Here is a 12,085-nt window from a genome sequence, read left to right on the forward strand (position 1 = left end):
TTACCGGTCGCGCATCGCATCGGTCACATCGCCGCCGGCAAGCACCGGCAGCAGCGCCCGGGGCAGCTTGCAGGGGCGCGTGGGCACACTGTCCACGCGCCACCCGCGCCCGAGCAGGACGCCCTTCCCCTTCGAGGGCGGGCCATTGCCGGGTGCCGGGCAGCTGATGTCACTGAGCAGCACCTGTCCGTCGCGATCCAGCCATTGCTGGACGAAGTATTCGCCATCGGCAAAGCGCATCGTGCCGAGATTCACCAGCGTCAGCGGCTGGCTTTCCACATCCCCTTGCCAAGTGGACTGCAGTTCCACACCACTGAACAGCAGGCGTCGCCGCAGCAGCACCTGATGGCTGGCGTCCAGCAGGACCAGCTCTTCATCGCCCCCGTCCAGATAGCGGCGCGTCCAGGTGCGGTCCTTGCCCCAGGGCAGGATATCGAAGCTCTCCGGCGGCGCCGGTTCGCTGCCATCGGCCAGCATCATGCCGAGTTTCCCGTCCCGGCGGAACACCACCCGGCCACCGTCCATGCGCACCACACCTTCGAACGGACGACCCACGATGCGGCCACGCTCGAGGTTGTACAGGTGGTTGACGCCGGCGGCCTCCCCCCGGAGCACCAGCAACGGCGGGGTGACGTGGCGTTCGTCGATGGCCATGTCGGCAGGCACCGTGTAGGCCGTGCGTCCATCCCACCACAGGCGCGGTGAGGATTCGCCGCCGACCCTTCCAAGCAATCCAGTGCCGACGGCGTCGAACCGGGTCACGTCTGAAGGCGCGAACACGACCTCGCCATTGCAGTCCAGCACCGCTGCGGTCTCGGTCTCGGTGGGATGCCGCACGCGCCACGGCGGTGCCTGCCGTTGTTCGGCATCGGGCTCGTCGAGCACCGCTGCCAGCGCGGCCGGGGCGGCGGTGGGCGAGTTGGCGCCCTCGTTGTCCAGCACCTGCCAGCGGCCACCGCAGTAATCCAGGCGGACGTTGCCACGCTGTGCGGCAAAGTGTCCGTCGGCCATCAGCCAGCCGGGCTCGGGCGTGTCGTCGGCGCTGCCGGTGGCATGCCGGTTGACCTGCTCGGGCCAGTCGCGCCGGCCCGCAGTGCCGCCATACTGGCGATAACGGGGATACAGACCATCCTGCTGGTAGCGCGCACTGTCCGTCGCCCTGCCCTGTGCATCCACCCGCCGCCACAGCTCGCCCTGGCGCAGCCACCAGCCACCGTCGGTGACGGGCAACAGCGCATCGATGTCATCGGAAAACACCGTCGTACCGGATTCATCCCGCACGTCGCAGTGCTCAGGCACCTGGACACTGCACGCGACATACACGTGGCGGCCGACGAAGGGCCCGGCCACCCACTGGACCTGCCGCTCGTCCAGTTCCACGACCGCGCGCCCCTGCAGGTCATGGAAGCGCAGCGGACCACTGCGCGCGTTCCACAGCACGCGATCGGGTATCGCCAATGGCACCCATTCGCCATCCTTCAGCGCTGGAAAACGAACCTGACCCAGCGCATCCACCACGCCCCGGCCACCGACCGCCTCACCATCGGCCTGGATGAACGCCTCCCACAACGGATCACCGGGTGCGGCCTGCGGCAGCACGAACCGTTCGTGGTACTCGGTATAACCGCGATCCTCACGCAGCAGTCGTCCTGCATCGTCGTACCACTGCTGCGGCGTGGTGGGGCCCTGCGCACGCATCCAGCGGTCGGCGGACAGCCGATGCATGCGCGCGCCATTGGGCGGCACCAGCAGGCGGCCATCGACGGACACCAGCGCCTCGGCGCCGAAGCTGTTGCCCAACACAGTGAACGATTGCGCCTGCGCGCCGCCTGCCAGCGAGATCAGCGCGCCTACCACGAACATCCTTTTCATCGGTCGGATCAGACAAAGTGGAGCTGCACGCTAGCGCCTGTCCCTTGGCGATGCAATGTGCCCGGCACTCCCCCCGCGCGCGGCATTCATGGCCGCGGCGTGGCACCGGGAACGCGCTTGCGCTCAGTACACCGGCAATGAAATGAAACTGGCCTGCTGCGGCGCGTGCCAGATCTGCTGCGTCGCCTTCTGGTAATCGCCCGGTTTGGCCAGGTAGATGTTCGGCACGAACGTCTGCGGGTTGCGGTCATACAGCGGGAACAGGCTCGACTGCACCTGCACCATCACCCGATGACCCGGCTGGAACACATGGTTCGCGGTCGGCAGACCGAATTTATAGTCCAGCACCTGATTGCTCGCGATCGCCTTCGGATCGCTGAAGCTCTCGCGGTACCGGCCACGGAAGATCGCCATCGAGACCGACAGCTCGTAGCCGCCCATCTCCGGCGTCGACGGCGTCTGGTCCGGATACACATCGATCAGCTTCACCACCCAGTCGCTGTCGCTGCCACTCGTGGCTGCCTGCAGATTGACCTGCGGCGCACCGCCGATCCGCAACGGTTCGGTCAAGGGCTCACTGACGAAGGTGAGCACGTCCGGGCGGCCATCCACGAAGCGCTGATCCTTCACCAGCCAGCTCGTCCACATATCCCGATCAGCGAACCGCACCGGGCGCGGCACGAACGGCACCGGCTTGGCCGGATCGGACACATAGGCCTCGAACGTCGCCTCACCCGCCTGCGGCGCTTCGAAGGACAGCTTGCCGCCCGCGCGCAGATACAGCGGCCTGGACTGCGCCACGCTGCGCGGCCATTGCTGCAGTTTGTCCCACTGGTTTTCACCGGTGTTGTAGATCAGCACCGGCGGCGTCTGCGCCGTGGGCGCGCCATCCACCAGGTACTGATCGAAGAACGGCTTGAGCACATCGCGGCGGAACTGCAGCGCGGTGTCCCCGTCGAACTTCAAGGCGCCCAGGCTGCTGCCGTCGTAGTTGACCTGGCTGTGCCGCCACGGCCCCATCACCAGATAGTTCAGCGTGTTGCCGGTGTCACGCGGCTCCATCGCCGCGTAGCTGTGCACCGCGCCCCACATGTCTTCCTGGTCCCACAGGCCCTGCAGCCACATCGTGGGCACCTTCAGCTCCGTCTTGGCCATGCGCGCGTCCAGCGCCTGTTCCTGCCAGAACGCGTCGTAGCTGGGGTGTTCGATCAGCTTGTGCCACCACGGCAACTGATCCAGGCCATTGGCCTTGGCGTAGTCCCCGGCCGAGCCGGCGCGAAGGAAGGTCGTGTAGTCGTCGTAGCCCACGCTGGGAATCGACGGCCCCTTGCCGCGCTTGGCCAGCTGACCGGTGAAATAGCCGAAATTGACCTGCCGGAACGCACCGTAATTGAGCCAGTCATCGCCCATCCAGCCATCGATCATCGGGCTCTGCGGCGCAGCCACCTTCAGTGCCGGATGCGGGTTGGTCAGCGCCATCACCACGGTGAAGCCCTCATAGGACGAACCCAGCATGCCGACCTTCCCATTGCTTTCGGGTACATGCTTGATCAGCCAATCGATGGTGTCCCACGCGTCGGTCGCGTGGTCCACCTTCGTGGTGTTGAGCGGCCCGCGCAGCGGCCGGGTCATCACGTAATCGCCCTCGGAGCCGTACTTGCCGCGGATGTCCTGGAACACCCGGATGTACCCGCCATCGACGAACACCTCGTCGCCCTGCGGCAGGATGTCGCGCATGTTCGGCGAATCCATGCGCTTGGCACGGTTGGCGGCATCGTAAGGCGTACGGGTCAGCAGGATCGGCGCGTGCCTGGCGCCCTTGGGCACCACGATCACCGTGTAGAGTTTCGTCCCATCGCGCATCGGCACCATCACCACGCGCTTGTCGTAGTTGTCCTGCGCCGTGGGCGTCACGAAGCCCTTGGCGGGGATGTCCGGGGTCATCGGCGAGGTCTGCGCCGACACACTGGCGGCAACCATCAGACTCAACAGCGCAACTGGCACTACACGCACACGCATGGGGCTCTCCCGGCAGTGATGGCAACTCCCGCAGCCTAGCGCCGCGCGGCCTGCGCCGGTAGATGCCGATCGGCCTGTTCCGTGGCCATTTCGCGCATTCAGCCGCCAACCACCGTTTCGTGCAAAGCCTGCCAGCGCAGCGTGCCGTCCGGGCGGCTCACGAGAACCGCCAAGGCCTCACGTCGATGGCCGGTGCCCTCCGCGCCGATCTGATCCTCGCGATAGCGCACCGCGCAGGCGGCGGGCGCGAGCGGCAGGTACTGCATTGCATCGACCGTGATCTGCAGCCCGGGCCGGCTGCCATGGGCGGAGGCGAAGAGGTCGGCGAGCGCGGGCTTGTCCAGGCGGATGCCACGGATCCCGACCATGCTGAAGTCCTCGCTGAAACGGGCCAGCAGCGTGTCCAGCGCAGCCACCGGCGAGCGGCCGGTGAACCAGTCTTCGATCAGCACATGCAGGTCATGGATCTCGTTGAAGGCAAGCGTGTCATTCATGGGGAGGCTCTCAAGGCAAGGGAAGACGCCGGCAGGCGCCATAGCAGAAGCATCGGCAGCAGGCTCATGCCCGCCGCCAGCATCAGGGTGAGCGGGAACGCGTGCGCTGGCAGCACGGAGGACAGCACTGCCAGCACACAGGCCAACAGCGCGGCGGCCAGACAGAAGCTGAGTTGGCGGTTGAGATTCCACAGCGCACTGCCCGGCAGCAGCTCCGCGTCCGCCAGTGTCTGGAACGCGAGCGTCTGTGCGCTGCTGCTGCACAGGCTCCCGCCCAGCCCCATCAGCGCGAAGGCCAGTACCGGCAACCACGGCTGACTGGCCGGTAGGCCGATCAACAACGCGATGCCGACCGCCTGGCCTCCCATGCCAGCCGTCAACAGCGGGCGCGCCCCGATGCGTGGCAGCCAGTGCCGTGTGGTGGCGATGGCGCAGGCCGAGGCGATCGCCCACGGCAGCATGAAACCCCCGATCGCTGCGGCCCCGTAGCCCTGGCGATGCAGCAGCAGCGTGGCCACCAGTTGGGTGCCGATGAACGTACCGGGCACCAGCAGATAGATCAGCATCGCCAGCCGCAGCGAGGCATGCCGCAGCAGCGACCACTGCAGGACCGGATGATCCGTAAGGCGCGCACTGCGGGCATACAACGCCAGCACCAGGGTGGCGACCACGAGCAGGCCCGCGCCGAGCATCCGCTGCCCCGGCTCTGCCAACAGGCTCAGCGCAACCAGCAACACGCTCAGGCCCAGTGAGCCCAACAGCAGCCCGCGACGGTCCAGCGCCGGTACGACCACCGGCTCACGCGAACGCACCCACCACGCCGCCAGCGCCAAGGCCACCATGGCCAGGGGCACACTGACCAGCAACACGCCGCGCCATGAGCCCCACTCCACCAGCAGGCCGCCCAGCGTGGGCGACAGCGCCGGCACCAGCAGTGCCACCGCCATGATGCGGGCGGTCAGACGCGCGCGGTCGGCCGGCGGGCATTCGCGGTAGGCCATCGCCTGCCCCACCGGAATCAACAGCCCGCCACCCAGCCCCTGCAGCAGGCGCCAGCCGATCAGCCACTCGATGCTCGGCGCGGTGCCTGCCAGCACAGCGCCCGCGGTGAACAGGGCCAGCGAGAGGCACAGCACCCTGCGCTCGCCGAGGCGCGCGGCCAGCCAGCTGCCCAGTGGAATCACCAGGGTCAGGCCGAGCATGTAGGCGTTGCCGATCCACGCCAGCTGCGGCACGGAGGCCTGCAGGTCGGCGGCGATGGCCGGATACGCGACGGTACCGATGAACATGTTCACCAGGTCCAGCGAGAATCCCAGCAGGTACAGCGTTTCCACCCTGGCCCGGTATGTCATGCGGCGCTCCAATTGCGAGGCGGCAGCATGCGCGTTGGCGGTGGCTGGATATACGGGCAACCGGATGCCAGACTGTCAAACCTTTTTTGACAGTCAGAGCGCCGCCATGGTCAGCCTGGACCGCTTCGAGACCTTCAAGGCGATTGTCGACGCCGGCAGCCTGACCGCTGCCGCGCAGCGCCTTGGCCAGAGCCGCGCCGTGGTGAGTTTCAACCTCAAACGGCTGGAGCAGGAACTGGGCGTGACCCTGCTGGTGCGCAATACCCGCAGCCTGGCGCTGACCGAGGCCGGCGAACGCTTCTACCAGCACTGCACCGCCCTGTTGGCGACTGCCGAGCTGGCGATCGAGGAGGCACGCAGCGAACAGCTGCAGTTGCGTGGCACGCTGCGGCTGACCACCACGCCGGAGTATGCGATCGTCCGGGTCGTGCCGGTGCTGGAATCCTTCCGCGCCCTGCATCCCGAGCTGCGCCTGCACCTGTCCACCTCACCGGCACCGGCGGACCTGATTCCCGAGCGGTTCGATCTGGCGATCCGGTTGGGGCGCCTGCAGGATTCGCAGCTGCGCGCGACCCTGCTGGACGAGCACGCGCTGTGCGCGGTCGCCGCGCCGTCGTTGTTGTCCACGCTGCCCGATGATGCCGCGCGCGATGACCCGGACTGGATCCGCACGCTGCCACGCTTGGGGTATCCGCGCTTGGCGGATCTACCGCTGGTGGCGCCCGATGGCAGCGACCAGGTGTTTGCCTGCAACCCCGCCCATGCGGTGGTCACGGTCGATAACGCCTCCACGCTGCGCGCATTCGCGCTGGCCGGGGCCGGCGCGACGGTGTTGCCGCAGTGGTTGATCGATGACGATCTGGCGCAGGGCCGGCTGCTGCCGATCCTGCGCCGTCATCGTTTCCCGCGCCAGGGCGTGTATGCGGTGTTTCCCAACACCACCCAGCCCTCGCGCCGGGTCCGGCTGCTGCTGGCGCACCTGCGCGAGCACCTGCCGGGGTAACCGGGGGCACGACCCACGGTCGTGCCCCGCCAGTCAGCTCAGCGGACCACCTGCTCGGCCAGCTCCAGCGGCACGCGCTGCACCGGTGCATTGGCCGCGCGCGAGAGCTGCACTTCGTACTGCCCACCGGCGATCTTCCACTGCTTGGCAGCGGTATCGAAACTGGCCAGCGTCTTCGGCTCGGCTTCAATGCGGATACGGCGGCTTTCGCCCGGCTGCAGCGTCACCTTCTGGAAGCCGATCAGGCGGATCGGGGTGGTGCTGCCCTGCGGCAGCTGCAGGTACAGCTGCGGCACATCCGCACCGGCGACCTTGCCGGTATTGCGCACGTCCACGCTGGCGACCACACGCTGGCCGTCCACCACCACCTGCAGGTTGTCGTAGCCGAAGCTGGTGTAGGACAAGCCATGGCCGAACGCGTACTGCGGGGTCAGGCCCTTGGCGGCGAACCACTTGTAGCCGACGTTGGCGCCTTCGATGTCGTAATCGATGGTGTCATCCGGCTTGTTCTTCGGGTTGAAGCCCAGGCCATTGACGTGCGGGCGCGGCAGCTGGCTGACATCGGTCGGCCAGGTCACCGGCAGGCGACCGGACGGATTGACCTTGCCGGTCAGCAGCGCGGCGATGCCTTCACCGCCCCGGATGCCCGGGTACCAGGCCTGCAGGATGGCCGGCACCTGCTGCAGCCACGGCAGCTCGACCGGGCCGTTGGTTTCCAGCACCACCACCGTCTTCGGGTTGGCCTTGGCCACACCGGCGATCAGCGCGTCCTGGTTGTCCGGCAGCTGCATGTGCGGCAGATCGACCGATTCGGCCGACCACTGCGTGGCGAACACGATGGCGACATCGGCGGCAGCGGCAGCGCGCGCGGCGGCGGCCACATCGCGGCCATCCACGTAATCGATGCGGGCATCCGGACGCTCGGCGCGCAGCGCTTCCAGCGGCGAGGACGGGTGGAAGATCACCGGGCCCGGCCAGGTCGTCGGCATCACACCCGGCACCGCATTGGTGCCGCGCGCGGTCCAGCCCACCATCGAGGAACCGCCGCCGCCGATCACGCCCTTGTCGGCATGGCCACCGATGATGACGATGCGCTGCACGTCCTTGCCCAACGGCAGCAGAGCATCGGCATTGCGCAGCAGCACGCTGCCTTCTTCGACGGTGCGCTGCGCGGCGTGGAAGCCGGCCTCGTCGTCGATCGGCTCATGCACCGGCGGCAGATCGAAATTGCCGTGCGCGAACATGGTACGCAGGATGCGGCTCACCATGTCGTCCAGGCGCGCCTGCGGCACCACGCCACCGGCCACGGCAAGGCGCAGCGGTTCGTCGAAATAGACCGCCTTGTCGAACACTTCACCGGCCGACTGCTGGTCCAGGCCGGCCAGCGCCGCCTTGGAGCCGCTGTGCACGCCACCCCAGTCGGACATCACGAAACCGGGGAACTTCCATTCCTGCTTGAGCACCTCGTTCATGAGGTAATCGTGTTCGCAGCCGTAGGTGCCGTTGATGCGGTTGTACGAGCACATCGCCGAACCGGGCTTGCCGATGTCCATGGCGATCTCGAACGCCAGCAGGTCCGATTCGCGCATCGCCTGCTCGCCGATCTCGGCGCTGTGGAAATTGCGCGAGGTCTCCATGTCGTTGAGCGCGAAGTGCTTCATGGTGGAGATGACATGCTGGCTCTGCACGCCGCGGATCGACTCACCGACCAGCACACCGGCCAGCAGGGGATCTTCACCGGCGTATTCGAAGTTGCGGCCATTGCGCGGATCGCGCTGCAGGTTGACGCTGCCGGCCAACAGGATGTTGAAGCGCTGCTGCCAGGCTTCGCGACCCATGGTGGCACCGCCAGCGAAGGCGATATCCGGGTTCCAGCTGGAGGCCGTGGACGGGCCGGACGGCATCGCGGTGGCGTGGTCGCCCTTGCGCAGGCCGCCCGGATTGGTCACGCCGACACCGGCATCGGCCGACTGCTGCGCCGGAATGCCCAGGCGCGGCACGCCCGGCACGAAACCGGCCGAACCGACCGCGCCTTCCGGCAGCGGACCGCCATCCTTGCCCAGCCCGAAGTAGCTGTGCAGCATCTGGAACTTCTCATCCACGGTCATCTGCGCGAGCAGCGCCTTGGCACGGGCATCGGCGTTCAGGCCGGTGTCCATCCACGGCGTGTCGCCACCGACCGGCGCGGCATACCCCAGGGTCAGCAGCGTGGCGGCGGTGGTGCCCTTCTTGCCGTCATGGGTGCGCAGCTTGATCGCCGCCGACGTGGCGGACTGGAAGCCATCGCTGAAGTAGCTTTCATTGGCTTCCAGCGCGACGCGCGACGGATCGAAGCCTGCGGTGGTGGCTGCATCGGCACTGACCGCGCCCAGCAGCACGGCCGGCGCGCCCAGGCGCGAACCGGTGACCAGCGGGGGCAGTGCCGCCGCATCGGCGGCGCTGGTGTACAGCGCGACCACGTGGCGGCCATCGTTGAGGCGCAGGTAATTCAGCGACGGCTGCTCGGTGCCCGATTCGGCCTCGATCGGCAGGCGGGTGAGCACGACGCTGCCGGTCTGCTGCGCGGCGGCCGGATCGGCGGTCACGAAACGATAGTGATAACCCAGCGCATCGGCCAGGCCCTGCAGCGGATCCACGCGGTCGGCACGGCGTTCCACGTTGCGCACGGTCACTGCATCGACCTGCAGCTGCTCCAGCTGCGCGGCGACCACGGCGGCGTCCAGCTCACCCGGGGTCTGTTCCAGGGTCAGCACGGTGAACGCGTCGGTGGCGGCGGCCGGGGCAGCAGCCCAGGCGGAAGCGCTCAGCGAGAGCGCGATGGCGGCCGTCAGGGCCAGGGGCTTTGAAATCGTTTTCATGAGCGGACGAAACACCTTTGCTTGCGCAATAAATCCAGGGAGTCTTGCCGCAGAAGGGTGCAGCGCCATGTCGGCGGGAACCACGCGCGGGCGCGCGGAACCGTTTACAACGCAAGGCGATGACGACTACGTCCAGGCCCCTCCGCCCGTCGTGACAGCCGCACCACCCGGGAGCCCGTGACCGGCGCCCCACCCCGGAAGAGTGGGCGAGCGTGTTCATCCCTGTCAACAGGATGCTTACATTTGAGACACCGCAACCCGCGCGAAATCAGGGCGACAGCGGCTTCATCACCCGGGTGTCGGCGTCCTCAACCACCTGCCCACGCTGGTCGCGCGGCTGCATCGGGGCCAAGGGCTGCCCATCGCTGTCGGCCTGCAGCACCGAGCGCGGCTCGCCGGGTGCGAACAGGAAGGCCTCGCCCCATTGGCGCAGCGCCACCACCAGCGGGAACAGCGCGCGACCGCGCTCGGTGAGCACATATTCCTGATAGCTGCGGCCTTCGCCCAGCGGCTGCTGCGCCAGCACGTCCGCTTCCAGCAAGGCCTGCAGGCGCTGGCTCAGCATGCTGCGCGACATTCCCAGGCGGCGCTGGAAATCGCTGAAGCGGCGCACCCCGTCGAAAGCTTCGCGCACGATCAGCAGCGACCAGCGGTCACCGACCAGATCCAGCGCGCGCCCCACCGGGCAGGGGGTAGTGGCATCGGTTGTCATGAGCGGCCTCCTTTCCAGGTTTCATTTTAGAACCACATGCCCCAGAATCAACTGGTTCTATTTTGAGACTACATATGGCGATCATCGCCCGACCCCCTGCCTCCCGCCTCCCCTCCGCCCTGCTGATGCTGTTCGCCTGCGCCGCCGGTTTGAGCGTGGCCAATGTCTATTACGCCCAGCCCTTGCTGGACGCGCTGGCCGCCGATCTCCAGATCAGCACCTCCCGCATCGGCGCGGTGATCGCCGCCACCCAGCTGGGGTCGGTGGCTGCGCTGCTATGGGTGGTGCCACTGGGTGACCGCGTGGACCGCCGCCGCCTGATGGCGATCCAGACCGGTGGCCTGGTGCTGGCCCTGCTGGCCGTCGCGCTGGCCGCGCAGGCCTGGAGCCTGCTGCTGGGCATGCTGGCGGTGGGCCTGCTCGGCACCGCGATGACCCAGGGGCTGATCGCCTATGCCGCCGCCGCTGCAGGCGGGCACGAGCGCGGCCGCGTGGTCGGCGCCGCACAGGCGGGCGTGGTAGTCGGGTTGTTGTTGGCACGCGTCGTGGCCGGCGCGGTGGCCGATCTGGGCGGATGGCGGGCGGTGTACCTGCTCTCGGCGGCGCTGATGGTGGTGACGGGCGCGCTGTTGTGGGCGCGTCTGCCACGGCTGCCGGTGGCGACGCCACCCACCGCACGCACCGGGTTGATCGCCTTGCTGCGGCAACAGCCGGTGCTGCGCCAGCGCGGCGTGCTGGGCCTGCTGCTGTTCACCGTGTTCGGCCTGTTCTGGAGCAGCATGAGCCTGCCGCTGGGCGCGCCGCCGTATGCGCTCACGCACACCGCCATCGGTGCCTTCGCGCTGGTCGGGCTGCTCGGTGCATTGGCGGCGGCACGCAGTGGGCACTGGAGTGACCGGGGCCATGCCGGGCGGGTGACCACCGGCGCCCTGGGGCTGATGCTGCTGAGCTGGCTGCCGATCGCCGCGATGCCCCACCACCTGGGCTGGCTGGTGCTCGGCGTGCTGCTGCTGGATATGGCAGTGCAGGCGCTGCACGTGACCAACCAGAGCCGGATTCTGGCCGCAGCCCCGCATGCGCAGGCGCAGGTGATCGCCGCCTACATGCTGTTCTACGCGGCCGGCAGTGGGCTGGGGGCGCTGGCCGGCAGTGCGTTGTATGCCGCGTTCGGCTGGCCCGGGGTCTGCACGGCGGGTGCCGGTGTGTCGCTGCTGGCGTTGCTGGCCTGGTGGGCGATGCCGGGTTATCACGCCATCACCGGTGGTCATGAGGCCTGCCCGGTTCCGGGCGGATCGCGGCTCGATAATGAGCGCTCACGTCCCGGAGCCGCCGCATGCCCCCACACCGCCACTTCGATCAACTCTGGCGCGACCGCAACGACACCTCCCGGCAACGCAGCCCGCGGGTGCTGATCCGGGTGTTCGTCGGCCCAGGCGAACTGGAAGCACGGGTGGCGTTCTACGAGCAGTTGCAGGGCGTGGTCGCCGATGCGGGCTTTCCGTTCCCCGAGGCCGGCCTGCGCCTGGCGATGGTCGGGGCGTTCCTGCTGATCGAGGGCGCGCCGGACAAGCTGGCCCCGTTCACCTCCACCACCGGCACGCTGCTGGTGGATGACGTGCAGCCCTATTACGACCGGCTGGTGGCGGCCGGGGCGCAGATCATCTTTCCACTGCAGGTCGTGCCCACCGGGGCGGCCTTCAACGCCGTGCATCCGGACGGCACCGTGGTCGAGTACGTGCACCACCGGCCCGATCCGCAGGGGCGCTGAGTAGATC

Annotated in this window: 9 protein-coding genes; 3 read left to right on the top strand and 6 right to left on the bottom strand. The window is 68.1% G+C overall.

Annotation, left to right across the window (positions count from 1 at the left end):
• The 4 genes from QMX81_RS06695 to QMX81_RS06710 all read right to left on the bottom strand — a co-directional run bounded on the left by QMX81_RS06695 (nucleotide 1) and on the right by QMX81_RS06710 (nucleotide 5,737).
• A complete protein-coding gene (locus QMX81_RS06695; protein WP_282259899.1) occupies nucleotides 1–1,872 on the bottom strand; it encodes a hypothetical protein in 1,872 nt (623 codons plus the stop codon).
• Nucleotides 1,873–1,995: 123 nt separating this feature from the next.
• The gene (locus QMX81_RS06700) at nucleotides 1,996–3,891 is read right to left on the bottom strand and encodes a CocE/NonD family hydrolase (RefSeq protein WP_282259901.1); all 1,896 of its coding nucleotides are present in this window, start codon (nucleotides 3,889–3,891) and stop codon (nucleotides 1,996–1,998) included.
• 98 nt (nucleotides 3,892–3,989) lie between these two features.
• Entirely contained in the window at nucleotides 3,990–4,385 is a 396-nt protein-coding gene (locus QMX81_RS06705) for a hypothetical protein (protein ID WP_121037046.1), read from the bottom strand.
• Nucleotides 4,382–5,737 carry an MFS transporter gene (locus QMX81_RS06710; protein WP_282259904.1) on the bottom strand — a complete coding sequence of 452 codons (1,356 nt, stop codon included), beginning with the start codon at nucleotides 5,735–5,737 and terminating at the stop codon, nucleotides 4,382–4,384. The genes QMX81_RS06705 and QMX81_RS06710 overlap by 4 nt, the downstream gene beginning before the upstream one ends.
• A 106-nt stretch (nucleotides 5,738–5,843) precedes the next feature.
• On the opposite strand from QMX81_RS06710, the gene QMX81_RS06715 reads away from it, so the two are divergent.
• Nucleotides 5,844–6,740 (top strand): LysR family transcriptional regulator, encoded by an 897-nt coding sequence (locus tag QMX81_RS06715; RefSeq protein WP_282259906.1) that lies wholly within the window; start codon nucleotides 5,844–5,846, stop codon nucleotides 6,738–6,740.
• Between the two features lie 38 nt (nucleotides 6,741–6,778).
• On the opposite strand, the gene QMX81_RS06720 is transcribed toward QMX81_RS06715, so the two are convergent.
• On the bottom strand, nucleotides 6,779–9,598 hold the full coding sequence (locus QMX81_RS06720) for a glycoside hydrolase family 3 C-terminal domain-containing protein (protein ID WP_282259908.1): 2,820 nt from the start codon (nucleotides 9,596–9,598) through the stop codon (nucleotides 6,779–6,781).
• Nucleotides 9,599–9,866: 268 nt separating this feature from the next.
• Nucleotides 9,867–10,310: a helix-turn-helix domain-containing protein gene (locus tag QMX81_RS06725; protein WP_282259910.1), complete on the bottom strand. Its 444-nt coding sequence runs from the start codon at nucleotides 10,308–10,310 to the stop codon at nucleotides 9,867–9,869.
• A gap of 74 nt (nucleotides 10,311–10,384) precedes the next feature.
• Between QMX81_RS06725 and QMX81_RS06730 the strand changes: the two genes are divergently transcribed.
• Both QMX81_RS06730 and QMX81_RS06735 read left to right on the top strand, forming a co-directional pair.
• On the top strand, nucleotides 10,385–11,722 hold the full coding sequence (locus QMX81_RS06730) for an MFS transporter (protein ID WP_121037056.1): 1,338 nt from the start codon (nucleotides 10,385–10,387) through the stop codon (nucleotides 11,720–11,722).
• On the top strand, nucleotides 11,644–12,078 hold the full coding sequence (locus QMX81_RS06735; RefSeq protein WP_070425312.1) for a glyoxalase: 435 nt from the start codon (nucleotides 11,644–11,646) through the stop codon (nucleotides 12,076–12,078). Before QMX81_RS06730 ends, QMX81_RS06735 begins: the two co-directional genes overlap by 79 nt.
• Nucleotides 12,079–12,085: the final 7 nt, after the last annotated feature.

Origin of the sequence: Stenotrophomonas sp. PS02301, from assembly GCF_029959485.1 — a bacterium.
GTDB lineage: Bacteria > Pseudomonadota > Gammaproteobacteria > Xanthomonadales > Xanthomonadaceae > Stenotrophomonas > Stenotrophomonas maltophilia_Z.